At 65.9% G+C, this 24,848-nt stretch carries 23 protein-coding genes; 8 read left to right on the top strand and 15 right to left on the bottom strand.

Going from position 1 to position 24,848, the window contains the following annotated elements; translation table 11 throughout:
• Positions 1-20: 20 nt before the first annotated feature.
• The 3 genes from HWX25_RS13485 to HWX25_RS13475 all read right to left on the bottom strand — a co-directional run bounded on the left by HWX25_RS13485 (position 21) and on the right by HWX25_RS13475 (position 2,954).
• A complete protein-coding gene (locus HWX25_RS13485) occupies positions 21-590 on the bottom strand; it encodes a YdeI/OmpD-associated family protein (RefSeq protein WP_175908798.1) in 570 nt (189 codons plus the stop codon).
• Between the two features lie 146 nt (positions 591-736).
• The gene (locus tag HWX25_RS13480; RefSeq protein WP_175908797.1) at positions 737-1,864 is read right to left on the bottom strand and encodes an aminotransferase class V-fold PLP-dependent enzyme; all 1,128 of its coding nucleotides are present in this window, start codon (positions 1,862-1,864) and stop codon (positions 737-739) included.
• Between the two features lie 172 nt (positions 1,865-2,036).
• A complete protein-coding gene (locus tag HWX25_RS13475; RefSeq protein ID WP_175908796.1) occupies positions 2,037-2,954 on the bottom strand; it encodes a LysR family transcriptional regulator in 918 nt (305 codons plus the stop codon).
• Positions 2,955-3,096: 142 nt separating this feature from the next.
• Between HWX25_RS13475 and HWX25_RS13470 the strand changes: the two genes are divergently transcribed.
• Positions 3,097-3,861 (top strand): SDR family oxidoreductase, encoded by a 765-nt coding sequence (locus HWX25_RS13470; RefSeq protein WP_175908795.1) that lies wholly within the window; start codon positions 3,097-3,099, stop codon positions 3,859-3,861.
• 108 nt (positions 3,862-3,969) lie between these two features.
• Here the strand turns inward: HWX25_RS13470 and HWX25_RS13465 are convergent, their stop codons facing one another.
• From HWX25_RS13465 to HWX25_RS13440, 6 genes are read right to left on the bottom strand one after another with little or no spacing between them, the layout of a single operon-like run.
• Entirely contained in the window at positions 3,970-4,479 is a 510-nt protein-coding gene (locus HWX25_RS13465) for a cytochrome c (RefSeq protein WP_175908794.1), read from the bottom strand.
• Positions 4,480-4,490: 11 nt separating this feature from the next.
• On the bottom strand, positions 4,491-4,991 hold the full coding sequence (locus HWX25_RS13460; RefSeq protein ID WP_175908793.1) for a cytochrome c: 501 nt from the start codon (positions 4,989-4,991) through the stop codon (positions 4,491-4,493).
• Positions 4,988-5,533 carry a methylamine dehydrogenase light chain gene (locus HWX25_RS13455; RefSeq protein ID WP_059534225.1) on the bottom strand — a complete coding sequence of 182 codons (546 nt, stop codon included), beginning with the start codon at positions 5,531-5,533 and terminating at the stop codon, positions 4,988-4,990. The genes HWX25_RS13460 and HWX25_RS13455 overlap by 4 nt, the downstream gene beginning before the upstream one ends.
• Before the next feature lie 39 nt (positions 5,534-5,572).
• Entirely contained in the window at positions 5,573-6,208 is a 636-nt protein-coding gene (mauD, locus tag HWX25_RS13450; RefSeq protein ID WP_175908792.1) for a methylamine dehydrogenase accessory protein MauD, read from the bottom strand.
• Positions 6,205-6,759 carry a MauE/DoxX family redox-associated membrane protein gene (locus HWX25_RS13445; protein ID WP_175908791.1) on the bottom strand — a complete coding sequence of 185 codons (555 nt, stop codon included), beginning with the start codon at positions 6,757-6,759 and terminating at the stop codon, positions 6,205-6,207. Before HWX25_RS13445 ends, mauD begins: the two co-directional genes overlap by 4 nt.
• Positions 6,760-6,766: 7 nt before the next feature.
• Positions 6,767-7,924 (bottom strand): amine dehydrogenase large subunit, encoded by a 1,158-nt coding sequence (locus HWX25_RS13440; protein ID WP_175908790.1) that lies wholly within the window; start codon positions 7,922-7,924, stop codon positions 6,767-6,769.
• A gap of 240 nt (positions 7,925-8,164) precedes the next feature.
• On the opposite strand from HWX25_RS13440, the gene HWX25_RS13435 reads away from it, so the two are divergent.
• From HWX25_RS13435 to HWX25_RS13415, 5 genes are all read left to right on the top strand, one after another.
• The gene (locus tag HWX25_RS13435) at positions 8,165-9,127 is read left to right on the top strand and encodes a helix-turn-helix domain-containing protein (RefSeq protein WP_059819532.1); all 963 of its coding nucleotides are present in this window, start codon (positions 8,165-8,167) and stop codon (positions 9,125-9,127) included.
• A gap of 142 nt (positions 9,128-9,269) precedes the next feature.
• Positions 9,270-10,214 carry a GlxA family transcriptional regulator gene (locus tag HWX25_RS13430; RefSeq protein WP_175908789.1) on the top strand — a complete coding sequence of 315 codons (945 nt, stop codon included), beginning with the start codon at positions 9,270-9,272 and terminating at the stop codon, positions 10,212-10,214.
• A 479-nt stretch (positions 10,215-10,693) separates the two neighbouring features.
• Positions 10,694-12,406: a M36 family metallopeptidase gene (locus HWX25_RS13425; RefSeq protein ID WP_175908788.1), complete on the top strand. Its 1,713-nt coding sequence runs from the start codon at positions 10,694-10,696 to the stop codon at positions 12,404-12,406.
• Between the two features lie 79 nt (positions 12,407-12,485).
• Positions 12,486-13,739 carry a M20/M25/M40 family metallo-hydrolase gene (locus HWX25_RS13420; protein ID WP_175908787.1) on the top strand — a complete coding sequence of 418 codons (1,254 nt, stop codon included), beginning with the start codon at positions 12,486-12,488 and terminating at the stop codon, positions 13,737-13,739.
• A 121-nt stretch (positions 13,740-13,860) separates the two neighbouring features.
• Entirely contained in the window at positions 13,861-14,223 is a 363-nt protein-coding gene (locus HWX25_RS13415; RefSeq protein ID WP_059692038.1) for a YbjQ family protein, read from the top strand.
• A 6-nt stretch (positions 14,224-14,229) separates the two neighbouring features.
• Here the strand turns inward: HWX25_RS13415 and HWX25_RS13410 are convergent, their stop codons facing one another.
• The 4 genes from HWX25_RS13410 to betC all read right to left on the bottom strand — a co-directional run bounded on the left by HWX25_RS13410 (position 14,230) and on the right by betC (position 19,623).
• Entirely contained in the window at positions 14,230-15,480 is a 1,251-nt protein-coding gene (locus tag HWX25_RS13410) for an MFS transporter (RefSeq protein WP_175908786.1), read from the bottom strand.
• Positions 15,481-15,677: 197 nt separating this feature from the next.
• Complete coding sequence (locus HWX25_RS13405) at positions 15,678-16,817, bottom strand: porin (protein WP_059534205.1); 1,140 nt, start codon at positions 16,815-16,817, stop codon at positions 15,678-15,680.
• A 256-nt stretch (positions 16,818-17,073) separates the two neighbouring features.
• Positions 17,074-18,042, bottom strand: a complete 969-nt coding sequence (choX, locus tag HWX25_RS13400; protein WP_175908785.1) for a choline ABC transporter substrate-binding protein — start codon at positions 18,040-18,042, stop codon at positions 17,074-17,076.
• A 45-nt stretch (positions 18,043-18,087) separates the two neighbouring features.
• Positions 18,088-19,623, bottom strand: coding sequence for a choline-sulfatase (gene betC, locus HWX25_RS13395; RefSeq protein WP_175908784.1), 1,536 nt, complete (start codon positions 19,621-19,623; stop codon positions 18,088-18,090).
• A gap of 202 nt (positions 19,624-19,825) precedes the next feature.
• Here betC and HWX25_RS13390 point away from each other — a divergent pair, with 202 nt between their 5' ends.
• Together HWX25_RS13390 and purU are read left to right on the top strand one after the other, a co-directional pair.
• Positions 19,826-20,752, top strand: coding sequence for a LysR family transcriptional regulator (locus HWX25_RS13390; RefSeq protein WP_082725391.1), 927 nt, complete (start codon positions 19,826-19,828; stop codon positions 20,750-20,752).
• 263 nt (positions 20,753-21,015) lie between these two features.
• On the top strand, positions 21,016-21,903 hold the full coding sequence (gene purU, locus HWX25_RS13385; RefSeq protein WP_175908783.1) for a formyltetrahydrofolate deformylase: 888 nt from the start codon (positions 21,016-21,018) through the stop codon (positions 21,901-21,903).
• Between the two features lie 147 nt (positions 21,904-22,050).
• Here the strand turns inward: purU and HWX25_RS13380 are convergent, their stop codons facing one another.
• On the bottom strand, positions 22,051-23,706 hold the full coding sequence (locus HWX25_RS13380) for an APC family permease (protein ID WP_059702346.1): 1,656 nt from the start codon (positions 23,704-23,706) through the stop codon (positions 22,051-22,053).
• 225 nt (positions 23,707-23,931) lie between these two features.
• Entirely contained in the window at positions 23,932-24,795 is an 864-nt protein-coding gene (locus HWX25_RS13375) for a glycine betaine ABC transporter substrate-binding protein (RefSeq protein ID WP_175908782.1), read from the bottom strand.
• Positions 24,796-24,848: the final 53 nt, after the last annotated feature.

The raw sequence follows: 24,848 nt of genomic DNA, 5'->3' as shown, positions 1-24,848 counted from the left end.
CTCCATCAGAAGCACAAGATTCACGGATGGAAGGTTTCACCGCGGTTCAGCATGTCGACGAATTCCGCGATTTTACGCGCCCGTGTTTCCGGCTTTTTCGCATTCTGTATCCGGTACAGGATGGCGTAGCGGTTGCGGCTATTCAGCGTTGCAAAGAACGCCTTGGCTTTCGAATTTGCGTCCAACGCCACCTGCAGGTCGTCCGGCACGGTCGAGTTGCTGGCCGACGTATAAGCAGCCTTCCAGCGGCCGTCCCGCCGCGCCTTCTCGATCTCGCGCATGCCGGACGCGCGCATCCTGCCTGCGGCGATCAGCGCTTCGGCCCGGTCCTTGTTGAGTTTGGACCAGATGCTTTTTTCGGAGCGCGGCGTGAAGCGTTGTAACCAGTACGTCTCGCTCTCAGCCCGTTTTTGGCCGTCGATCCAGCCATGACAGAGCGCGCTTTCCAACGCTTGGTCGTAGGTGACGGTTCGCTGCGTGGCACCTTTTTTCGCCAGACGCAGCCATACTCCGCTCGAAGTGCCGCCGTTTTGCGCCAACCAGCTTTCCCATTCGGTTTGACTGGCAAATGTCAGAGCGCATTCGGTCATGTCACTGTCCAAAATGGTCGAGTACGGGCATGGGAATCCGTCCGCAGTCCAACAGTGCTTACACGAACGGCAACGTCTGGCTTGTTTGGGTCGGAAGTCATCGCCGGATTTGGCGGCTTCCGACCTCGGCCGATCGAAAACGCGCGCTACAGAACGCGTTCCAACGCGTCAGCAAATCGCCCGACCGCCGCATCGACATCATGCAGCTTGTCGAGCCCGAACAAGCCGATCCGGAACGTCTTGAAATCCGCCGGCTCATCGCATTGCAACGGCACGCCGGCCGCGATCTGCATGCCGACGTCGACGAATTTCTTGCCGGACCGGATGTCGTCATCGTCCGTGTAGCTCACGACGACGCCCGGCGCCTCGAAGCCTTCCGCCGCCACGCTCCGGAACCCTTTCTCCGCCAGCAACGCACGAATCCGCGTGCCGAGCTCGAGCTGTTCCGCCCTCACCTTGTCGAAGCCGTACGCTTCCGTTTCCTTGATCACGTCGCGCAGCGTCGCGAGGCTGTCCGTCGGCATCGTCGCGTGGTACGCGAACCCGCCGTTCTCGTACGCTTCCATGATCTGCAGCCACTTGCGCAGATCGCATGCAAAACTGGTGCTGGTCGTCGCATCGATTCGCTCGCGCGCAAGCGGACTCATCATCACCAGCGCACAGCCTGGCGACGCGCTCCAACCCTTCTGCGGCGCACTGATCAGCACGTCGACGCCGCTCGCCTCCATGTCGACCCAGATCGTCCCGGACGCAATGCAATCGAGCACGAACATGCCGCCGACCGCGTGCACGGCGTCGGCCACCGCGCGCAGATACGCGTCGGGCAACATCATCCCGGAGGCGGTTTCGACATGCGGAGCAAAGACCAGATCCGGCTTGTGTTCGCGAATCGCGGCGACGACCTCCTCGATCGGAGCCGGCGCGAACGCCGCCTGCCTGCCCGGCTCGATCGGACGCGCCTTCAACACGATCGACTCGGACGGAATGCGGCCCATGTCGAAAATCTGCGACCAGCGGAAGCTGAACCAGCCGTTGCGGATGACCAGACACTTCTTGTCCGTCGCGAACTGGCGCGCAACGGCTTCCATGCCGAACGTCCCGCTGCCCGGAACGATCGCCACCGCCTTCGCGTTGTAGACCTTCTTCAGCGCCGCGGAAATATCGCGCATGACGCCCTGAAAGCGCTGCGACATGTGATTGATCGACCGGTCGGTGTACACCACCGAATATTCGAGAAGCCCGTCGCGGTCGACATCGGGAAGTAAGCCTGGCACGTTCGCCTCCGGTAAAGGATGAACCATGGGATGAGCGCGAGCGGCATTCGCGTAGTGGATACCGCCGCACCGATGCATTTCTGCGCTTGTACCTGAACGATGATCGATTCTAGCGAAAGCCGTCTGACGTCAGGGGATTTTGGTGTGCCGCATGGCGCACTGCGGCAATCGATCACTTCGGCCATCGCCAGGACGGATCCGACAGATGTTCGGCGAAGTAGTCGGACAGCGCGGCGACCTTCGCGGGCCGTGCGCGCGCGGACGGCGTGACGAAGTAGAGGCCGCCTCTCGTCAACGACCACTCGGTCAGGATCGCTTCGAGGCGGCCATCGGCCAGATATTCGCCGGCGATGAACTCGGGCAGCTCCGCAATCGCGAGACCGGCGAGCAACGTCGGCAACAGCGCATCGGCATTCGTCACGCGCAGCGGACCGTTCGGCATGACCGCCTCCTCGTCACCCGCGTCGTTCGTGAAACGCCACACATCGCTGTGCGCCCGATACGCGTACGAGAGACATGGCCGCCCCGTCAGTTCGCGCGGATGCGCGGGCCGTCCTTCGCGCTTCAAGTACTCAGGCGATGCCACCACGTATTGCGTCACTGCACACAACCGCCGGGCCACCAGCGACGAATCCGGCAGCGCGGCGATACGCAATGCGGCATCGAAACCGTCGGCGATCAGGTCGACCGACGCATCCGACAGATGCAAGTCGATCGACACGTCCGGATATGCACGAAAGAAACCGGGCAGCAGCGGCGCGACCCAGCGCAACCCGAACGACATCGGCACCGCGAGGCGCACCAGCCCGCGCGGCTGCACGGCCATCTCGCGCGCGGCACTTTCCGCTTCTTCGGCATGGCGATACACCTCGCCGGCCTTTTCGCAGATCGTCCGGCCGAACTCGGTGAGCGCCAGTTGACGGGACGTCCGGTTGAAAAGTCGTCCGCCCAAACGGTCTTCCAGACGGGCGACGCCGCGCGAAACGGTCGCCACGGATACCCCCATCGCGCGCGCCGCCGCCGCGAACGATCCTTCCTCGGCGACCTTGGCGAACATCGCGAGCCCTTCGAAGTCAGGCAGCCTGGCCATTTCCCCTCATCTTTTCATTTCTGCAACGTTGACTTGCGATCAATTCTATTTCGAAACGAATGGCGCGTCGATATTCTCCTTACATCGCAGCACGCAACACCGAAACGCAGTCACCCACTCACTGAACGAAAGGAGAAACACCATGGCACGCAAGCTCGACAACAAGATCGCACTCGTCACCGGCGGCACCAGCGGCATCGGCCTCGCCACCGCGCAGCGCTTCGCGGCGGAAGGCGCGCACGTCTACCTGACCGGCCGCCGGCAGGCCGAACTCGATGCCGCGGTCAACGCGATCCGCGAAGGCCGCGGCAACGCGACGGGCGTACGCGTCGACTCCACGAAGCTCGACGAACTCGACGCGCTCTATGCGCAAATCAACGAAGAACACGGGCGACTCGACGTGCTGTTCGCGAACGCCGGCGGCGGTTCGATGCTGCCGTTCGGCAGCATCACGGAAGAACACTTCGACGACACCTTCAATCGCAACGTGAAAGGCGTGCTGTTCACGGTGCAAAAGGCGTTGCCGCTGCTCGCCGACGGCGCATCGGTGATCCTCACCGGCTCGACGGCCGGCAGCGCGGGCACCGCTGCATTCAGCGTGTATTCGGCTTCGAAGGCAGCGGTGCGCGCGTTTGCTCGCAGCTGGATTCTCGATCTGAAGGAGCGCCGCATCCGCGTGAACACGATCAGCCCGGGCGCAACCCGCACGCCGGGCCTGCTCGACCTCGCCGGCCAGGACGCCGCGCAACGGCAAGGTCTCGCCGATTACCTGGCCGCGCAGATTCCGATGGGGCGCCTGGGCGAGCCGGAAGAGATCGCGGGCGCCGCACTGTTCCTCGCGTCGGACGACGCGAGCTTCGTGAACGGCATCGAGCTGTTCGTCGATGGCGGCCAGCAGCAGATCTGAGCGTGGCGCAGGCGCACCGCCGCCATCTCGACGAAGCGCCCCCGCGAGTCGCGCCGCAGCAGGGGCAACCGGACGACGCCGGCGCCCAAGCGCCGTCGGCAAAGCCGATCAGTACCGCTCGGACACACCCGCGATTCCGCGCTCGTGCAGTGCGCGGACCAGCCCGGCGCGTACCGTCGCGACGTCCGAAAACGCCGGACGCCGATGCGCGGCGACTTCGGCGGCGGTATAAGGCTTGAAGTCGTGCGGCAGCGCATCGCGGTTCATCGTCGTGAGCACCCAATTCAGCACGTCGGCGAGATCCTCGTCCGACAGCGCCGAATTCGACGCGCCGGGCACGCGCATCACGTACTCGCGTCCCGCCGGTAGATGTGTGAAATAACCGAGCGAATTCGCGAGCGGCGGCACCTTGCCCGGAATGCCGCCGCCCGTCGCCGTGTGGCAGCCCATGCAGTTGAGCACCCAGTGCTGTCGCGCGAGCGTCGCGTCGATCACGCCGTCGGCATGCGCGGGTACGGCAATCGCGAATGCGGCAGTGACCAGCATCGAAGACAGGCACCGTGCCATGAACGAACCGTTCGGGCACGCCGCCGCGCGCCGGCCGCCACGCAAGCCCATGCGCACGGCATTCAAAGCCCCAGCCCCTTCGTCACGACCGCACGCTGCGCATGAACGGCCGTGCCGTCCATCTCGTTCGCGCGCGCCGCGCGAATGTCGGCCGCCGTGAACGGCTTCGCGTCGCCGTGCTTGTCGTTGAGATCGAACACGACATAGTTCAGCACGTTCGCGATATCGTCATCGCTCGCACTCGCGAATGACGGCATCTTGAAGTTGTAGCGCTTGTCGTGCACCGTGATCTCGCCGAACATCCCGTGCAGCAACGTCGCGACGAGCTGCACGCGGCCCGCGTCGGCCGTTGCATACCTGCCCGGATACTCGGTCAGCGGCGGCGCGAGGCCGTCCTGCCCCTTGCCGCCCGCCTGGTGACACACCGCGCACTGCGCATCGAACAGGCTCTTGCCGGCCGGGTAGTGAACGGCCTGCTGCGCATCGGCGAAGCCCGGCAACGCAAAACCCGCGACAGCCGCCACACACGCGACAACGAACTTTCCACCATGCTTCGTTTTCATTGCTTCGCCGCTCCTAGCAGGACCGAAACCGAACAGTGGTAGTTCGAATTTCCGTTCGCCATGCACCAGTTGATGTCGTTGTTCAGCGACAGCTTGTACAGCGGCTTCTCGCGCTCGTTGCGATTGCAGAAGCACTTTCCGCACGATGTCTTGCCGCAGCAATCGTTGTACGACACGATGTAGTCCGACCCGTCGTGCGGGTTGCGGCACGTACCGATCCACGTGATCGGCGATGGCGTCGTGCCCGGCGGGCAACTGCTCGACGTACCGCCGCAGCAGCTGCACAGCCAGCCGTCGATCGCGCAGTATTTCCAGTAATCGCAGCTCATCGGATCGTCGCTCGCACCCGGCGCGGCAGCACCCGAAGCCGCCGATGCGCCCGACGCCGCATCAGCTGCATACGCGGTGCGATCGACGGGCAAGAGCGGCAGCATCGCCGATCCGACCAGCACCTTGCCGAGCTTCGCCATCGCGCTACGCCGCGAACTATGCTGCGCGACGCCGCGCGCCGACCGCTCGAACCATGAATCAAACAGGCCCATGTGGTTGTTCTCCGTTGACGTTGAAAGAGGGTCGGCCGGTCACGCGTGCTGCGCGTGCCCTTCGTGACCGCCATGGTCGTGATCGCCGTGCACGAACTGCTGCAGCGATGCAACGCCACGCTCCTTCGCTTCGAACAGGCTCTCGAGATGCTCGCGGGTGTTGACGAGCCCCTTTGCGCGCACGGCACCGGTGTCGTCGAGCAGCACCGCGTACGGCAGCTTGCCGATCTGATACGCAAGGCCCAGCTCCTGCGACAGCACGTACGGGAAACGTGCGAGGTCGTGCTTCTGTGCGAAGCGCGTGTGTTCGTCGAGATCTCCGTCGCTCGCGAGCACGATGTTCACTGGCGTCGATTCACTCGCCTGCAACGACGGCAACAGCGGCAGCAGTTTCTTGCAGACCGGGCACGTCGGCGACAGGAAGAACAGCAGCGTCGCCTTGCCCGATGCATCAATACCGCCGACCTTCACCTGCGAGCCGCGAATGTCGGTCAGTTCGAACGTCGGCGCGATCGCGCCGACCGCCGGCCCCTTGTCGATCATCAATGCGCCGGCCGGCATGATGCGTTCGTACAGGATGCCGATCTGGCGCACGAGCGCGAGGCAGATTGCGCCGAGCGCGAGAACGGTGACCCACAGCAAGGCTGTGGAAACGGTGAGAGCGGTTTGCATCATGAATTCCTCAGGTGGGAAAGGCGTGGTACGTTGGCGAGCAGCACGTCGACGGTGAGCAGCGCGCAGACGATCAGTAGCACGGAAGAGAACAGCGTCAGGTAGTCGAACCACACGACCGCGCGGCTGCCCGGTTCGACGAACGCGGTCGCAGTCAGCACGATGAGCAGCAGCACGCGCGCGACATGCAGCCAGCCGATGCCGCGCGGCGCGTCCGCGCGCGCGGCGGCGAAACCGGAGCAGCCGCAGTCGATATCGGTATGGCCGCGCACGAGGTTGATCGCGATGCCGGCCGCGAATACGAGCAGCAATGCGATCAAGCCGAGCGCGCCGGTCATGCGCGTATCCGGAAACAGCAGCGCCGTGGCGCAGACGGCTTCCGCAAGCGGAATCGCGAATGCGACGGGCGCGGTGAGCGCGTCGGGCAGCAGGCGATAGCCGGCGAGCGCCTGCCGGAACGTCGCAGGCCGTCGCATCTTGGCGAAGGCGCCGAGCAGCACGACGACGGCCGCGCCTGCCTGTGCGCTGGTGGCGAGTACGGGATCGAGCATCATTGCGGCCTCACGGGTTCACGAGCAGCGTCGACGTGCTGCCGATCTGCTTCTCGACGTGCCGCGGCTTGCCCGTTTGCGCGTCCATCACGACGAGATCGGACGTGCCCGTCAGTCCGTAGAACAGCGGCTTCTCGTCCTCGCTGACCTGGATCGACACCAGCGGATCGACATTCAGCTGCGCGAGGTCCCAGCGCGCGACACGCTGTTTCGACTTCAGGTCGTACACCCAGACCTGCGTGCCGGGATCCTTGTGTGTGCCGTCGCCGCCCTTGTGCATCAGCACGTAGTAGCGGTTCTGCCCGACCTGCACGGCCGTCTGCTGCATGCCGCCCGGGCGCCAGCCTTCGGCGCGCTCGGCGTCGCTCAGCAACGACCACGACTTGCCGAACGTCGGCTTGTCGCCGCTGAAGTCGGCGCTGCGCACGTTGCCGTGGTACGTCGTGAATAGATAACCGCCGTGGTAGCGCGAAGCGTTGATGAAGGCCGGATCATTTTCGACGTCAATGAATGCGTCGGACATCGTGCGCTTCACCTCCTTGCCGTTGGCGTCGAGTGTGACGGTGAGCGCCTTGCCGCTCTCACACAGCGCGGTGAAGCGATTGTTCCCCGACGGATAGGCGAGCACGCATGCCGCGGTGTCGATCTCCGACAGCACCTTCCTCGACACCGCATCGATCACCGTCACCGACGCGGCCGGCGTGATGTTCGCGATGTACAGCAGCTTGCCGTCCGCGCTGAACGCCGTGTTGTACGGTGACGGCACGTGCTGCCCATGCTTCGCCGGAATCACGATCTCGCCTGCGTGGTCGAGCGTCGTGTTGTCGGTTATCTCGACGACGTCGGTGCGCGTGCCGTGCGAGCCGCGCGAGAAATAGGTCGTCGCAACGAAGCTCGTCTTGCGGTCGGGCGAGATCGCGAAGCCGGGCGCGAAACCGCCGTCAATCTGGCCGAGCAGCTTCTTCGCATCGGCGTCGTACACGAAGATGCGCCCGTCGGTCATCGTCGGCATTGCGATATCGACGACGTACACCTCGTGCGGATGCCAAGGCGGCATCTTCTGCACGACCAGTTCCTCGGGCTTTTCCGTCGCGTATGCGCTGCCGGCCCACGCCGCCGCGAACGCCAGCGTCGCCGCGAAAGCCGCGGTGCGTCGCCTTGTTCTCATGTCGCCTCCAGTTGGGATTCACGTTATGTGGGGCGACTGTAGTTCGACAATAAATCCGCTCAGCACCCGTACCGGCAACGCGTGCGTGCCGATTCGGGATATTGGAAAACCGCCTGAAAGGCACCCGAGGTCGACATCTTCCGCCCCCTCCAAAACCCCACGGAAATAGCGCTCATCCGTATTGCACCGACCGTGCGGTCGGTTTAATCTTGCGCGGTCCGAACGACCGCCGGAGGCGCCATGCTCGTGTTTCATCAGATGTTCGACGACGCGGACCGGCATGCCGAGGCGCTGCGCGGTTGGGACCAGCGCTACGACCAGATCGGCTCCGGCTCGTATCGCAGCGCGGTCAAGCAAGTGGAGCTCGACGGCGTGCAGCTGTTCCAGGAAGCGGCGAACGTGCGGGTCATCCAGCGCGGGCGCCTGCCGCACGGCCATACGGTGTTCGGCATGCCGCTCACCGGCTCGGGCACCTTCGCATTCGGCGATGCGCGCATCGAGGGTGGCACGATCGTATTGGCGCGCGGCGGCTCGCCTTTCGAACTCCATTCGCCCGACGACATGTCGCTGATCGGCGTGGTCGTCGATTCCGAGCTGATGCAGCAAATCGAGGATGCTGCCGATCTCCGGCTCGACGAGCGCGCGCTGCGGCGCGGCGTCGCCGACGTGCCGGTCGCCGCGCGCGAACGCGCGAGCGTGCAGCTCGCGACGCTGCTCGAACGCGTGCTGTCGGCGCCCGATACGTTCGACACGGCGCGTGCGCAGTCCGTGCTGCGCAGCGATGTCGCGAACGTGCTCGTCGATCTGCTCACGTATCGAATGCCCGAGCCTTTGAATCGTCTGACGCATGCGTGCCATGCCGACATCGTGCGGCGCGTGCACGACTACGTGATCGAGCACCCGGAGGCGCCCGTCGACATCCTGAGCCTGTGCACGCAGTTGCGCGTGAGCCGGCGCACGATGCAGAACAGCTTCCAGTCGGTCGCGCAGACCGGTCCGCTGAACTACACGCGCTCGCTGCGCCTCGCGCAAGTGCGGCGCCTGCTGCTCGATACACGGCAATCCGACCTGCCGATCAGCGAAGCGGCCGCGCGCTGGGGGTTCATCCACCTCGGGCATTTCGCGAAAGCGTACAAGGCCCAGTTCGGCGAGCTGCCTTCGACGACGGCGCGCCGGACGGTGCGCGGCGCAAAAACGCGCTGAACACTCGCAAAACCCGCGATAATCGTGTGTTGAACGTCCGACTTGCGCGAGCCGGGCGCGGCGTGCGTATGTCCGGTCGCACGCCGCACCGCACCGCGCCGCGTCCGTCCGTGACGACCACCCGATTCCACCCCACGCCCCGATGCCCGAGGATTTCCACTTCCTGTTGCTGCCCGGCTTCTCCGCGCTCGGCTTCATGTCGGCGGTCGAACCGCTGCGCGTCGCGAACCGCTTTCGCACCGAGCTGTACCGCTGGCACGTGATCAGCGCGGACGGCGCGCCCGTCGCCGCGAGCAACGGCATCCCGGTCGCAGCAGAAGCCGCGTATGCGGACGTCGCGCAGGTCGAGACGGTGTTCGTCGTCGCCGGTTTCGATCCGCTCGTGTGCTACGACCGCGCGCTCGGCGACTGGCTGCGCCGCCAGAACCGGCACGGCGCGACGCTCGGCGGCATCGACACCGGCAGCTTCGTGCTGGCGGAAGCCGGGCTGTTCGACGCATCGCAAACGCTCACGCTGCACTGGGAAGCGCTCTCCGCGTTCCGCGAACGCTACCCGGGCCTGAATGCAACGCAGGAACTGTTCGAGATCGACGACCGGCGCATCACCTGCGCGGGCGGCACCGCGTCGATCGACATGATGCTCGACCTGATCGGCAGGCGGCACGGCGCCGACCTCGCGGCGGCGATCTCCGAGCAGTTCGTCGTCAGCCGCATCCGGCAACGCTCGGACAGCCAGCGGCTCGAGATCGCCGCGCGCTACGGCGTGCACAACCGCAAGCTGATCCACGTGATCGACACGATGCAGCGGCACATGGAAAGCCCGCTCGGCTCCGACGCGCTCGCGCAGGACGTGTCGATCACGCGGCGCCAGCTCGAACGGCTGTTCAGCGCGACGCTGAACGACACGCCGACCCGCTTCTACCTGAACCTGCGCCTCGATCGCGCCCGCGAGCTGCTGCAGCAGACCGACATGAGCATCACGTCGGTGTGCGTCGCATGCGGCTTCGAATCGCCGTCTCATTTCTCGCGCACGTATCGCGCGCGTTTCGGCGTGAGCCCGCGCAGCGACCGCCGCGCGACGCGCTGAGCAGCGCCGCTTTTACGTACAATCCGGCGCGCTATTGCGCGCTTCGGCAGCGTTTCACGTCAATCGATGAACAATGCCGCCGATTGATCGACGGACCGAAGCGGCCTTCGAAAATAAATTGCAATGTCGTCGAAAATATTCTGTAACATACCTCGCAATTAGATAGGCAGCCCTAAGGAGATGAGAGCCCGGGCCTGACGCACGTCGCGCCACGCAGGCTGCCAAACCGCCATCAATGCCGATCCGAGGGGTATGACATGACGATGCTCGCTTCGCCGTCGCCGCACCTGCCTGCCGTTCGCTTCCCCGCCGCCGTTCCGTTCCGATTCCTTTCGACCTGACGCTTAGTCCTCCTCAGTCAGTCGAATCTCCCTGCACCGCTTCGCCGCACCGGTTCCATCGAGCCGGCGCGCGAGCCGTGTCGTGCCTGCTCGCCACAAGCGCGCGGGCGTGTCCAACCGTTGAGATGAGGATCACGTATGCAGACATCACGCAAAGCATTGCCGCTCGCCCTGGGTCTCGCGCTCGGTTTCGGCATCGTCGGCGGCAGCGCGGCCGATACCAAGGTCGCGAATCCGCAGGCGTCGAGCCTGCGCGAAAGCCTGACGCGCGGCGTGGCACCGGCCGCGGCCAAGGCCGATACGGCCGCCGGCCAGTTCCGCGCGGACGGCGTCGCCGTCACGCTGTACAACCCCGCGTATCGCGCGAAGAAGGCGGCCGCCACGCCCGCCGCCACTGCGCGCGATTTCGTCGCGTCGCAGGCGACGCAGCTCGGGCTCGACCCGGCCGCGCTCGCGAGCCTCGCGGTCACGTCGGAGCGCGACGACGCCAATTTCACCGTCGTGCGCTTCCAGCAGCAGGCGGCCGGGCTGCCCGTATACGGCAGCGACATCGCGGTGACGGTCGCGAAGGATGGCCGCATCCTGTACGTCGCGAGCAACACGATCAACGGCGTGGTCGCCACCGCGCGCAAGGCGCAGGCCGTCGACCAGCAGCAGGCGCTCGACCGCGCGCGCGCGTATCTCGGCGTCGGCGGCTTCACGAACCTCGACGCGCAGCTCGTCGCGTTCGTCGACAAGGCCGGCACGCATACCGCATGGAAGGTGCGCGGCCGCCCTCAGGACGGCCCGAAAGGCGACTGGGAACTGCTGATCGACGCGGGCAGCGGCGAAGTGCTGCGCGCCGAGGACAAGGCGTTCTATGCGACCGACGGCACCGGTTTCGTGTTCCGGCCGGATCCGCTTTCGTCGACGAAGAGCAGCTACGGCAGCACGGGCTACAAGGACAACAACGACGCGGACTCCACGCAGCTCACGGCCTCGCGCGTACGCGTGACGCTGAAGGATCTTGCGCAATCGAATTCACGCTACGTGCTGTCGGGCCCGTATGCGTCGTGCGTCGATTTCGATGCGCCGCGCGACAACGCGTGCCCGGCACAGGCGACGCCCGCGTTCGAGTTCACGCGCGGCAACCTGTACTTCGAGGCGGTGAACACGTATTACCACATCGACACGTTCCTTCGTTACGTGAACCAGACGCTCGGCATCAAGGCGATGCCGTATCAGTACACGGGCGGCGTGCAGTACGACCCGCACGGCGAATCGGGCGACGACAACTCGTCGTACTCGTCGAGCAGCGGCCGGCTCACCTTCGGACAGGGCGGTGTCGACGATGCGGAGGATGCGGACGTCGTGATCCACGAGCTCGGCCACGGCATCCACGACTGGGTGACCAACGGCGGCCTGTCGCAGCAGGAAGGCCTGTCGGAAGGCACGGGCGACTATCTCGCGGCCGCATACAGCCGCGACTTCAACCAGTGGAGCCCGTCGGACGCGCAGTATCACTGGGTCTACAACTGGGACGGCCACAACGAATACTGGGGCGGCCGCGTGACGAACTGGAACGTCGGGCGCACCTACGCGCAGGCACGCGGCGCGGAGATCCACACGGCCGGCCAGTACTGGGCGTCGTGCAACCTCGTCGCGCGCGACGCGATCGGCGCGCAGGCGATGGACAAGGCGTTCCTGAAGGGGCTGTCGATGACCAACAGCTCGACGAACCAGAAGGCTGCCGCGCAAGCGGTGCTGACGGCCGCCGCCGCGCTCGGCTACAGCAGCGCGCAGCTCACGGCGATCGGCAACGCGTACAACAAGAGCTGCACGTACGGCGTGACCGTGCCGCAAAAGTCGTAATTCCGCAGCAGGCGGGGCGGCGTCGCACGACCTGCGGCGCGCCCTCCTCCTCGACATCGCCATCCTCACGAGATCGAACATGCCTACTCTGACATTGACCCGCCTGAGCGCCGCGCTGGGCGGCATGCTGCTGACCGCCGCCGCGCACGCGACGCCGGTGTGGATCACGCTCGGCGACACCGCTTTCCGCCAGCTTCAACGCATCGATGCGAGCGCGACCGCGCAATACAGCACGACGGTCGACGCCGGCAAGACGGCCGACGGCGCCGCGCGCCGCGAAACCGTGCACGTCGTCGAGATCGACGATGCGCGGCTCGGCGAACTCGCCCACGCGGTACACCATGCGCGCGGCCACGGGCCCGGCTACATCGTGCACGACTCGTTCGACGACGCGCGCCAGGCGTTGCAGCCGATACCCACGGCGCTCGCGAAACAGGCGGCCGCGACCGCTTATACGGTGTCGAACGCACCGCAGATCAAGACCTGGATCCAGCAACTTCAGGCCAGTAACATCGTCGGCACGATCACGTCGATGTCCGGCTTCACGAACCGCTACTACACGACGTCGCACGGCGTCGCCGCATCGGACTGGCTCGCGCTGCAGTGGAAGCAACTGGCCGGCTCGCGCACCGACATCGCCGTCGAACAGTTCGCGCATACGGGCTTTCCGCAGAAATCCGTCATCCTGACGATCCGCGGCAGCGATCCCGCCGCGGGCACGGTCGTGCTGGGCGGCCACCTCGATTCGACGGTCGGCCGCACGACGGAAAACACGCGCTCGCCCGGCGCCGACGACGATGCGTCCGGCATTGCCAGCCTCACCGAAGCGCTGCGCGTGCTGCTCGCGAACGGCTACCGGCCGAAGCGGACGATCAAGTTCGTCGGCTACGCAGCCGAGGAAGCCGGGCTGCTCGGATCGAAGGCGATCGCGAAGCAGTTCCGCACGCAGAATGCGAACGTGGTCGGCGTGCTGCAGCTCGACATGACGAACTACAAGGGCGATCCGAAAGACATCTACCTGATCACCGACTACACGAACGCCGCGCAGAACACCTATCTGACGAATCTGGCGAAGACCTACCTGCCGGAACTCGCGATCGGCACATCGCAGTGCGGGTATGCCTGTTCGGATCACGCGTCGTGGAATGCGCAGGGCTATCCGGCGTCGTTCCCGTTCGAGGCCGACCAGAACGACAGTCCGTATATCCATACCGTGAACGACACGCTGGAGAATTCGGACCGGCAGGCAAACCACGCGCTGAAGTTCGGCAAGCTGGCGCTCGCGTATGCCGTCGATCTCGGCGGTGACGGCACTGCGACCGTCAAGCACTGACGGGGCCGCGGTCGCTCAACACCTCGCCGAACGGGCGCGCGTCACGCGCGCCCGTTCGAGTCCGATTTCCCGTTCCGGATAGAATCGTCGTCCGATCACTTCCGCGACACGGTGCAACGCCATGACCGACTTCTCCCGCTCCGCCGACGATCTCTCGCCCGAGCGCGTCACGACCGCGTTCGACCTGCCCGGCCACACGACCGTCCGTTCGCTCGGCGTCGCGCAAGGCATCATCGTGCGTTCGCGCTCGATCGTCGGTTCGTTCGGTGCATCGCTGCAAACCATTTTCGGCGGCAACATCACGCTCTATACGTCGCTGTGCGAGAAGGCGCGGCAGCAAGCGTTCGACAAGATGCTCGCCGACGCGCGCAAGCTCGGTGCGAACGCGATCGTCGCGATGCGCTACGACTCGACCGATATCGGGTCGGGCATCACGGAAGTCATCTGCTACGGCACGGCCGTGCGCGTGACGCAGGACGCCTGACGCTCGTCATACGTCGCGTTCGAGCGACTTCATGTTGGTCAGCTGAGGAAACAGCTTCATCCACGTCAGCGCGACGGCGATCGTCGCCGCGCCGCCGACGACGATGGCGGCCGGCGCGCCCCACCACGCCGCCGTCACGCCCGATTCGAATTCGCCGAGCTGGTTCGACGTACCGATGAACAACGAGTTGACCGCGCTCACGCGGCCGAGCATGTCGTCGGGCGTACGCAGCTGCACGAGCGACAGGCGCACGACGACGCTCACCACGTCCGACGCCCCCAATGCCGCCAGCGCGACGAGCGACACCGCGAAATCCCTCGACAGCCCGAATACGATCGTTGCGATGCCGAACGCGATCACGCCGCCGAACATCGCGCGGCCCGGCCGTCCCTTCAGCGGAAAACGCGTGAGCCACAGCGTGCCCGCGAGCGCGCCGACCGCGGGCGCCGCGCGCAACGCGCCGAGCCCCCACGGCCCGACCTGCAGGATGTCGCGCGCATAGATCGGCAACAGCGCGGTCGCGCCGCCGAACAGCACCGCGAACAGGTCGAGCGACAGCGCGCCGAGGATCGCCGGTTCGCGCCGAATGAACCCGATACCGGAAAACACCGAACGCAGCGTGACCGGTTCGCGCGCGGGGGGCGCGCTGCGCAGCGGAATCGTGCCGCTCAGCACCGCCGCGATCGCGAACGCGACGACGCTCGTGCCGAACGCGGCGGGCGCGCCAACGCCATACAGCAGCCCGCCGAACGCCGGCCCGAGAATCTGCGCGGCCTGGTTCGCGGACGTCGACAGCGCGGTCGCGCGCGGCAGGTCGCCGCGCGGCACGACGGCGGGCAGCAGCGACGACACCGACGGCGATTCGAACGCGCGCGCGGTGCCGACGATCGCCGCGAGCGCATACACGCCCGGCGCGGTGAGCCCCCCTGTCGCGGCGCCGAGCAGGAACACGCCGGCGGCCAGCGCCTCGACGCTCTGGCAGATCGTCGCGATGCGCCGGCGATCGTAACGGTCGGCCACCTGCCCGACGACCAGCGTCAGCGCGAACATCGGCACGAACTGCGCGAGCCCGACGAGACCGAGCGCGAACGCGCTGTGCGTGAGCGCATAGACGTACCAGCCGATCGCGACCGACAGGATCTGGAACGCGAGCGACGACATCACGCGCGTGCCCCAGAAGCGCTGGAACGGTGCGTGGCGAAACAGGTTGGCGGGTAACGGCGACGGCGAACGGGATTCGGGTAACGGGGCGGTCATCGGAGGGATGTGCGAGAGCGGGCGATCGGCGAGACGCAGGGCGCGTCAAACCGCGATGATATCGCCAACCGCCGAAACCGCCTCTCGCGCGCGTCCGTCATGCGCGGCAGCCCGCCTTACAAAAAAAAAGCGCGAACCGCGGTTCGCGCCAAAGAGAGACCTCGCTGAAGACGTCGAATGAACTACCCTACCCCCGCTCAGAACGAATGCCGCATCCCGATCCGCACGTCGGCCTGCGTCTGCGTCGTCGACGGCGTGAAGCTGTAGCCGATCACCGCATCGACACCCTGCGAAGCACGCAGGTAGTCGCCGGAGATGTACACGTCGGTGCGCTTCGACAGCAGGTAGTGCAGGCCGGCCGTTCCCTGGTTCCAGTGGTGACCTTCGAAGCGCGTGTGCTGGTAGCCCGCGATGAAGCTCAGCGCCGGCGTGAACTGGTACAAGCCGCCGCCTTCGTAGACCTGCATGTGCGACGACTGGCCGAAGCCCTTGATCGTCGTGTACGAGAAGTTGGCGTCGAGCGACAGCTTGCCGATCGTGTAGCTCGTGCCGATGCCGAACGTGCCCTGGCTGTCGACGTCCATCGCGGTGTTCGCGAACAGGTCGGTGCGCGCGCCGGTCGCCGGATCGACGGTCACGGTCTGCTGGCCGAGGAACGTATGCGTGCCGATCATCGCGTACGGGTCGAACGCGTAGATGCCGTTCGGGTTGTTCAGGCGCGTGTAAGCGGCGCCGATCGAGAAGTCGCCTTTCGTGTAGCTTGCGCCCGCGCTCCATGCGCTGTTGCGATGGAAGTTGCCGGCGACGTTGCCAAACGAGTACATCGCGCCGAACTTGAAGCCGCTCAGGTCGTTCGACAGGAACTTGACCGAGTTCGGCAGGCGGTCGCCGTTGAAGCGGTCGAAGTCGCCCTGGTGGATCGCGTAGCCGCTGCCCCATGCCGAGATGTTGTAGATCGACACGAGCTCGTTGGTGATGTCCAGCTGGTTGCCGAACGACAGCGTGCCCCAGTCGTTCTGGAGACCGACATAAGCCTGCCGCCCGAACTCCGCCCCGCCGAAGCCGAGCTGCCCGTTGCCGAGGTGGAAGCCGCTCTCGAGCGCGAACACGGCCTTCAGGCCGCCGCCGAGATCTTCCGTGCCTTTCAGGCCGAAGCGGTTCCCGTACGAGACGCCGTCATCGAACTTGACCACGTGCGAACCGCCCGTGTTGTTCACGTACGTAATGCCCGCATCGAGAATCCCGTATAGCGTCACGCTGCTCTGCGCGTGGCCGATGGCGGGAATACAGGCCGCGCATGCCAGCGCGGCGGCTACGGCAACTTTCTTTTGCTTCATTGTCGACCACCCTCCCTGAACCCTTCGATGGAAAGAACCGTGGCCTGGCGCGCGCAGCAATACGCCGGCTGATTCGAATTCGGTACGTCCGCTGGCTTCGGCATTTCGTTTTCCGCAATAACGGAGCCATTGGCGAAAAATACAAACCCATATTTCAGGCCACCCGTCTGAAGGCGACACTAAATGGTCTTGATGCGACGGTTCGGGAAAACACGGAGACGGGCGGCACGGCAAAAACCGGCCGCCCGGAGGCAGATCAGCGGGCGTCGAGCGCCGCGCGCACGGCCGGGAGTGCCGGCGTGCCGGATGCGGTCGTGACGCCGTCCAGCCAGCCCTCGACGAGCGCCGGGTCGGCCTTCAGCACGTGCTGCGCCGCGAGCGCGGGCGACGTCTTGTTGTCGAGCATGTCGGCGATCATCCGGTTCTCGACGTCCACGGAGAACGTCATCTGCCGGAACAGCCGCGCCAGGTTCGCGCACTGGCCGGCAAAGCCCGGACGCGTCACCGTGTTGACGGTCGCACCGCCATAGTTCGGGCCGAAATACGCGTCGCCGCCCGACAGGTAGGTCAGGTGGAACTTCGTGTTCATCAGGTGCGGCTCCCACGCGAGAAAGACGATCCAGCGCTTGTCCCGCACCGCGCGCTCGACCTGCGTGAGCATCCCCGTCTCGCTCGATTCGACGAGCGACCAGTTCGCGGACCCGAGCGCATGGTCGGACAGCATCCGCTTGATGTTCTGGTTCGCGGGCGCGCCGGGCTCGATCCCGTAGATCTTGCCGCCGAAGCGGTCCGCGTAGCGCGCGAGATCGGCGAACGTGTGCACGCCCGCGGCCGCGACGTAGTCGGGCACGGCCAGCGTGAACTTCGCACCGCTGAGGTTCGCGTGCAACACGTCGATCGACTTCTCGTCGACGAACGGCTTCACCAGCGGCGCCTGCGCGGGCATCCAGTTGCCAAGGAACACGTCGACCTGCCCTTTCTTCAAGCCCTGGTACGTGATCGGCACCGACAGGTTCGCGACGTCCTGCCGGTAGCCCAGCGCCTTCAGCACGACGCCGGCCATCGCGTTCGTCGCGTCGATGTCGGTCCAGCCGGGCGCCGCCATCTTCACGTCGCGACACGTCTGCGGATCGGCGGCGTGTGCGGACTGCATCGCCACCACGCACGCGGCCGCGGCAAGCGCCGTGCCGAGCCTCCTGATTGCTGCATTGCATTGTCGTTTCATGATTCGCTTCCTCCGTCGTTCGTCAATGACCGCGATGCGGTACGTTCAGCGCCCGATGCGCGGAAAGCGCGCCATCGCTTCGAGCGTGTCGAGTTCGATGTGATTGCGCATGTAGCGCTGGCTCGCATCGGTGAACGGCTGCCAGTCCCATGCCTGGATGCGGCCCTGCGTCGTCGCCGCGTAATGGAACCGGCGCCGCCGCTGGCTCGCGCGCACCTGCGCGTCGAGTTCCGGCAGGTTCCAGCGCCGCGCGGCCTCCGTACGGAATGCGGCGAGCACGTCGGCGGCTTCGGGCAGGCCGGCCAGGTTCGTGCGCTCGCGCGGATCGTCGGCGAGGTTGTAGAGCTGGTCGGGATCGGCCGGGCAATGCACGTATTTCCAGTCGCCGCGGCGGATCATCACGACCGGCGCGACCGCCCCTTCCGCAAGGTATTCGCCCAGCGCGACGTCGTGCGCGGGCGCGCCCCGCAGATGCGGCACGAGGCTCGCGCCGTCGACCGGGTCGGGCCAGCCGCCGGCCGGCGCCGCGCCGGCCAGGTCGACGAGCGTCGGCAGCAGGTCGACGTGCGACACGGGCCCGCGCACGCGCGCGGCATCGAAGCGGCCCGGCGCGTGAACGATCAGCGGCACGCGGCAGCCGCCCTCGAAGAACGTCATCTTGTACCAGAGTCCGCGCTCGCCGAGCATGTCGCCGTGGTCGGACGTGACGACCACGATCGTGTCGTCGGCGAACCCGCATTGCTCGAGCGCGGCCAGCACGCTGCCGAATTGCGCGTCGACGTAGGACGTCGCGCCATAGTAGGCGCGGCGCGCGGCGCGGATCTGCGCGTCGGTCGGCGGCGTGCGGTCGTTTTCGCAGACGAAGCGCAGCCGCTGCGAATGCGGATCGCTTTCGGCCGCATCGAGCCGCACGGCCGGCATGTCGATCTCGTCGTCGCTGTACAGATCCCAGTATTCGCGCGTGATCGCGTACGGATCGTGCGGATGCGTCAGCGACACGACCATGCAGAACGGCCGCTCGTCATGCCCGGCCGCACGCTCGCGCGCGACGTCGTACAGCTTCTGCTTCGCCGCGAACGTGACCTCGTCGTCGAAGTCGAGCTGGTTCGTGCGCACGCACGGGCCGGCCTCGAGCACCGAGCTCATGTTGTGATACCAGCTCGGCCGCTCGGTCGGGCGGTCCCAGTCGGGCACCCAGCCGAAGTCGGCCGGATAGATGTCGGTCGTCAGCCGTTCCTCGAAGCCGTGCAGCTGGTCGGGACCGCAGAAATGCATCTTGCCGGACAGCATCGTGCGATAGCCGCCCGCGCGCAGGTAATGCGCGAAGGTCAGCGTTTGCGCGGGCAATTCGGCGGCGTTATCGTAGGCGCCAATACCCGACGGCAGCTTGCCGGTCAGCAGCGAGAAACGCGATGGCGCGCACAGCGGGCTCGCGCAATACGCGGCATCGAACACCACGCCTTGCGCGGCGAGCCGGTCGAGCGTCGGCGTGCGTGCGACGCGATTGCCGTAGGCCGGCAACGCGAACGGCGTCAGCTGGTCGGCCATCAGGATCAGGATGTTGGGAGTCGGGTTCGTCATCGGCGGTCGTGGGGAAATCGGTGTTCGAACGGAACGGTGCGACGCTTGGGCAGCGGCGCGGCCAGCATGACGGACGCAGCCTGAAGAAAGTGCCGCGCGCACCGGCCGCGACTGGCTAGAATCGCGGAAGAACCGGCACGGTGCCGTGCCGTCCGAAGCACTATCCCCCGCCCGAATTCGCGCGGGAAGGCGTCCGGCCCTTATGGGGCCATTAGAGAGACTTATGTCGAAATCCGAACCGTTACCGTCGATGCAGGCGCTGCGCGCGTTCGAATCGGCCGCCCGTCTCCAGAGCTTCACGGCCGCCGCGCGCGAGCTCGGCTCGACGCAGCCGGCCGTGAGCCAGCAGGTGTTCCAGCTCGAGGCGGAACTCGGCGTGCCGCTGTTCGAGCGCAGCCCGCGCGGCGTCACGCTGACGAGCGACGGCCAGTGCCTGTACGAAGCCGTGCGGGTGAGCCTCGACACGCTGCGCGGCGCCACCGCGACGCTGCGCGCGCGCCGCGAGCATGGCGCGCTCACGATCGTCACGGATTTCGGTTTCGCGACCTACTGGCTGATGCCGCGCCTCGCGGGCCTGAAGCGCGTGATGCCGGACGTCGACGTGCGGGTCGTCACGTCACAGGATTACGATGCGCAGCGCGACCACGCCGACATCGCGATCCTGTTCGGCGACGGTCACTGGCCATCGTGCACCGCCGCGCGGCTCTTTCCGGAATCCGTCACGCCGGTCTGCTCGCCCGCGTTCCGCGCCGCGCATCCGCACGTCGCCCGGCCCGACCATCTGCATGCGCTGCCGCTGCTGCACGTGCAGCCGACGCGCCCCGAACGCTGGCTATCTTGGGCCGGCTGGTTCGACGCGCATGGCCTCGATGCGCCGGCCGCCGCGCGCGGCGTGACCTTCAACAGCTATGCGCTCGTGATCCATGCTGCCCTGCTCGGCGAGGGCGTCGCCCTCGGCTGGTCGCCGCTCGTCGACGAGCTCGTCGCGTCCGGGCAGCTCGTGAAGCTCGTCGACGCGCCCGTCGTCACATCGCGCGGCTACTTCCTGGTGCGTCCTCCGCAGCGACCCGAGCCGGACGCGACCCACGTGTTCCGGCGCTGGCTGCTGGATGCGTGCGCGCCTGCGTAAATGGCCGTCCGGCGTCCAGCGGATATTCTCCTGACGCCGGCTGGGTTGGCGATGGCCGCCCCGCTTGACGCCCGCCGCCCGCCCCGCACGCAGTCCCGCCCTCGTCCCTCAGCCGCGCTGGCGCGCCGATACCAGCCACACGGCGGGTTGGTTCTATCCGCGCCAGAAACGTCCTGATTTACTTGAGTCTCCCGCTACCCGCGTAGCCTGGCGCCCCGGTGCGCCGCCGCGCGGGTTCGCGCTCCATGACTCCGAGGAATTTCATGACCGCCGACTCACGCCCCGATCAATTCGTCCTGACGCTGTCGTGCCCGAGCGCGGCCGGCCAGGTCGCCGCCGTCGTCGGCTTTCTCGAGCGCCATCGCTGCTATGTCGATGCGCTGAACGTGTTCGACGACGATCTCAGCAACCGCTTCTTTGTGCGCTGCGTGTTTCATCCGACGGATGAGACGCTGCAGATCGACGCATTGCGCCAGGAATTCGGGCCGATCGCGACCGCGCTCGGCGGCGGCGGTGAAAGCGACACGCAATGGGCGATCCACGACGTGAACGCGCGCCCGAAAGTGCTGATCATGGTGTCGAAGCTCGAGCACTGCCTCGCCGACCTGCTGTTCCGCTGGCGGATGGGCGAGCTGAAGATGGACATCGTCGGCATCGTGTCGAACCATCCGGATTTCGAGCCGCTCGCCGTGCAGCACGGGCTGCCGTTCCGCCACTTCCCGATCACGGCCGACACCAAGGCGCAGCAGGAAGCGCAGTGGCTCGACTTCTTCGAATCGAGCGGCGCCGAACTCGTGATTCTCGCGCGCTACATGCAGGTGCTGTCGCAGGAAACCAGCGCGAAGCTCGCGAACCGCGCGATCAACATCCATCACTCGTTCCTGCCCGGCTTCAAGGGCGCGAAGCCGTATCACCAGGCGCACGCGCGCGGCGTGAAGCTGATCGGCGCGACCGCGCACTTCGTGACCGACGATCTCGACGAAGGTCCGATCATCGAGCAGGTGGTCGAGCGCGTCGATCACGCACTGCGTCCCGAACAACTGCTCGCGGTGGGCCGCGACGTCGAGTGCATCACGCTTGCACGCGCGGTGAAGGCGTTCATCGAGCGCCGCGTGTTCCTGAACGGCGACCGGACGGTGGTGTTTCCGTAAGCGCATCCGTTCGGCGAGCGGCCAACAAAAAACCCGACCGGCAGCAGCCGGTCGGGTTTTTTATCGCCTGGCATTCGACGCTTCGCGCGACGGCCCCGGGTGCGGTGTCCGGGTTCGTCGCGCGAAGTGCGTGCCGCGGTCAGGTGCTTACTTCACCCACGCGAAGTAGTACGACAGCCAGATCGTCAGCGCCGCGCCGATCAGCGCCGCATACGGCATCAGGTTCAGCCACATCGCGCGCTTCGGCACCTCGAGTTCCATGTCGCGCTGCATCTGCGCGGGGAAACGGCCGCGATCCTGCCAGTAGTGGCGATAGAGAAACACCGGCACGATCAGCAGCATCGCGATCAGCCCGTTGCGCAGCGTGCCTTCACCCTGCAGGTTCGCACCCGCGCCGACATAGACGAGGTTCGCGTAGCCGCAGATCGAACCGGCGACGAGCAGCCAGGTCGGGCAGCGGAACGGCCGATCCCAGTTGCCGCGATCCATTCGGTGGATCCAGCCAGACTGGAGGTTCAGGAATACGAACAGCATGTAGCAGACGTTCGAGATCGACAGCACCGTCATGTAGTCCGACATCATCAGCAACACGAGGTTGAAGCCGAGATCGGTCCACATCGCGCGCGTGGGCGAGCCGTGCTCGTTCACGTGCGACAGGTACTTCGGCAGCCAGCCGTCGACCGATGCCTGATACAGCGTGCGCGACGAGCCCATCATCGACGTCATCACGATCAGCAGGATCGACAGCATCAGCATCACGACGACCGCATTCGCGACCCATGCACCGCCGCCGACGATCTTCGCCATCGCGGCTGCGACGCCGGTGCCGTCGCCGATCGACGGATCGAGCATCGCCTGCGTGCCGAGCGCGCCCTGGAACGCCATCGGCACGAGCGTCATCACGACGAGACACAGCGCGCCCGACCAGAAGATCGCCTTCGCGGTGTCGCGACGCGGATCGCGGAATTCACGCGTATAGCAGACGGCCGTCTCGAAGCCGTACGACGCCCAGCCCGCCATGAACATCGCGCCGAGCGCCATCGTGACGCCCTGCCCGTTCCACGAGCCGAAGGTCGCGGTCGTGAGGTTGCCTTGAGCATCATGGCCGAGCGGCAGCAGCGGGAGCAGGTTCGACATCGGCACGTCGCCGGTGACGAACGGCACGATGCCGACGATCAGGAGCGGCGTGAGCGACGCGATGCCGAGAATGCGCTGCGTGCGTGCCGCCTTCGATGCACCGCTGTGCTGAAGCTTGAACGTGATGAGAAGCAGAATCGTCGCGATGATGAACGTCGCGTTGATTCGCAGGGAAAGCCCCGGCTTGATGAAGCCGAGATCCGCGACCTTGAGTTGCCAGTGCAGCACCGCCGCATCGGCGGGAAAGAGACTCGTTAGCGCATAGCTCGCCGCGAGGCCGCAGCCGAGTGCAAGCATCGGCGACCACGCGAGCCAGTTGCACCATACGGAAACCGGGGCAATCAGCTTGCTGTATCGGACCCAGCCGATCGCGCCATACACCGACGCGCCACCCGATTTATGAGGAAATAGCCCCGATATTTCCGCATAAGTCGCGCTTTGAATCAGCCCCATCGTGATCGCGGCGATCCAGATCGCCCACGCGGGCTGGCCGATCGTCGCGCATACGCCGCCGATCGTGAACAGTACGCCTGCCGGCACACCGCTCGTAACCCAGAATGCGTCTTTCCAAGTCAGGCCACGGTGCAGCGTGTGGCCCGTCGAATCATGTGAGATGTCTGCCTCAACATCACTGGTGCGATTAGCACGCAGTCCTGCCTGACTCATCCAATTCCTCCTCTCGATCAGAGTGAGCGCTTCAGCGCTTACTCTCGTCCGATACAAAGCAGATGACTCCGCACGAGGGCGCTAGTGTAACAACTTGCGCGCATTTTTGCAGAATCGGAAAAAGAAAACCGGGATATGGCCGCATGAATTCACGATTATTTCGGATTCCTGCGGGTCATTCCCGGCGTGTTGTTTTATGATTGCGCGCGATGAATCGCCGCGGTGTTACTGCGTGCCTTCAGTCCACGAATTCACGCGGTCCGCATGCGCAGCAATCCATGCATCGGCGGCTGCTTCCGGCTTCGAGCCGTTCTGGATCGCGAGCATCACGCTGTCGATCTCGCCCGGCTTCCACTGGAACTTCTTCAGGAACGCGACGACCGGCTTGGCCTTCGTTTCGAGCTGCGGGTTCACGACGCTGTCGACGTGCTCCGCGCCGCCGAACACCTTCTTCGGATCCTCGAGGAAGCGCAGTTTCCACTTCGCGAACATCCAGTGCGGCGCCCAACCGGTCACGATCACCGGCTTGTTCGCACCGACGGAGCGCGACAGCTCGGCCGTCATCGCACTGCCCGAACTCGGCATCAGCGTGTAGTTCAGGCCGTAGCTCTTGATCGCTTCGTCGGTCTTGCGCATCACGCCCGCGCCCGCGTCGATGCCGACGATCCGGCCGCCGAAGCTGCCTTTCTCGGCATTCAGGTCGTCAATGCTCTTCGCCTTCACGTAGTCGGGGACGATCAGGCCGATCTTCGCGTCGGGGAAGTTCGCGCCCAGATCGACGACCTTCGCCTTGTATTCACCCCAGTAGGAACCGTGCGTGACGGGCAGCCACGCGGACAGCGTCGCGTCGAGATCGCCGCGCGCCACGCCCTGCCACATGATCCCGGCAGCGACCGGTACGAGCTGGACCTGGTAGCCGAGCTTCTTCTCGATCACGCGAGCGGCGACGTTCGACGTCGCGACGCTGTCATCCCAGCCTTCGACGTAGCCGATCTTCAGCGTGGGCTTCGTATCGGCGAGCGCCGACGCGCTCAGTGCCACCATCGCCGACAGTGCGCCGGTCCACAACAGTTTTCCGAACAACTTCATGGTCGATCTCCTTGAAATGCGCACCGTGCGCGTTGTCTCTCTAGGTTCTTCAA

The sequence above is a fragment of the Burkholderia sp. BCC1640 genome, assembly GCF_902833125.1.
In the GTDB taxonomy this organism is placed as follows: Bacteria; Pseudomonadota; Gammaproteobacteria; order Burkholderiales; family Burkholderiaceae; genus Burkholderia; species Burkholderia diffusa.
The sequence above is the reverse complement of the archived record's forward strand: the minus strand, read 5'-3'. Positions and strand labels throughout refer to the sequence as shown.

Bases quoted from the DNA above. Each gene is read 5' to 3' on its own strand.
- HWX25_RS13485 (WP_175908798.1), bottom strand. From the start codon at position 590: ATGACCGAATGCGCTCTGACATTTGCCAGTCAAACCGAATGGGAAAGC.
- HWX25_RS13475 (WP_175908796.1), bottom strand. From the start codon at position 2,954: ATGGCCAGGCTGCCTGACTTCGAAGGGCTCGCGATGTTCGCCAAGGTC.
- HWX25_RS13470 (WP_175908795.1), top strand. From the start codon at position 3,097: ATGGCACGCAAGCTCGACAACAAGATCGCACTCGTCACCGGCGGCACC.
- HWX25_RS13465 (WP_175908794.1), bottom strand. From the start codon at position 4,479: ATGGGCTTGCGTGGCGGCCGGCGCGCGGCGGCGTGCCCGAACGGTTCG.
- HWX25_RS13460 (WP_175908793.1), bottom strand. From the start codon at position 4,991: ATGAAAACGAAGCATGGTGGAAAGTTCGTTGTCGCGTGTGTGGCGGCT.
- HWX25_RS13455 (WP_059534225.1), bottom strand. From the start codon at position 5,533: ATGGGCCTGTTTGATTCATGGTTCGAGCGGTCGGCGCGCGGCGTCGCG.
- mauD (WP_175908792.1), bottom strand. From the start codon at position 6,208: ATGATGCAAACCGCTCTCACCGTTTCCACAGCCTTGCTGTGGGTCACC.
- HWX25_RS13445 (WP_175908791.1), bottom strand. From the start codon at position 6,759: ATGATGCTCGATCCCGTACTCGCCACCAGCGCACAGGCAGGCGCGGCC.
- HWX25_RS13440 (WP_175908790.1), bottom strand. From the start codon at position 7,924: ATGAGAACAAGGCGACGCACCGCGGCTTTCGCGGCGACGCTGGCGTTC.
- HWX25_RS13435 (WP_059819532.1), top strand. From the start codon at position 8,165: ATGCTCGTGTTTCATCAGATGTTCGACGACGCGGACCGGCATGCCGAG.
- HWX25_RS13430 (WP_175908789.1), top strand. From the start codon at position 9,270: ATGCCCGAGGATTTCCACTTCCTGTTGCTGCCCGGCTTCTCCGCGCTC.
- HWX25_RS13425 (WP_175908788.1), top strand. From the start codon at position 10,694: ATGCAGACATCACGCAAAGCATTGCCGCTCGCCCTGGGTCTCGCGCTC.
- HWX25_RS13420 (WP_175908787.1), top strand. From the start codon at position 12,486: ATGCCTACTCTGACATTGACCCGCCTGAGCGCCGCGCTGGGCGGCATG.
- HWX25_RS13415 (WP_059692038.1), top strand. From the start codon at position 13,861: ATGACCGACTTCTCCCGCTCCGCCGACGATCTCTCGCCCGAGCGCGTC.
- HWX25_RS13410 (WP_175908786.1), bottom strand. From the start codon at position 15,480: ATGACCGCCCCGTTACCCGAATCCCGTTCGCCGTCGCCGTTACCCGCC.
- HWX25_RS13405 (WP_059534205.1), bottom strand. From the start codon at position 16,817: ATGAAGCAAAAGAAAGTTGCCGTAGCCGCCGCGCTGGCATGCGCGGCC.
- choX (WP_175908785.1), bottom strand. From the start codon at position 18,042: ATGAAACGACAATGCAATGCAGCAATCAGGAGGCTCGGCACGGCGCTT.
- betC (WP_175908784.1), bottom strand. From the start codon at position 19,623: ATGACGAACCCGACTCCCAACATCCTGATCCTGATGGCCGACCAGCTG.
- HWX25_RS13390 (WP_082725391.1), top strand. From the start codon at position 19,826: ATGGGGCCATTAGAGAGACTTATGTCGAAATCCGAACCGTTACCGTCG.
- purU (WP_175908783.1), top strand. From the start codon at position 21,016: ATGACCGCCGACTCACGCCCCGATCAATTCGTCCTGACGCTGTCGTGC.
- HWX25_RS13380 (WP_059702346.1), bottom strand. From the start codon at position 23,706: ATGAGTCAGGCAGGACTGCGTGCTAATCGCACCAGTGATGTTGAGGCA.
- HWX25_RS13375 (WP_175908782.1), bottom strand. From the start codon at position 24,795: ATGAAGTTGTTCGGAAAACTGTTGTGGACCGGCGCACTGTCGGCGATG.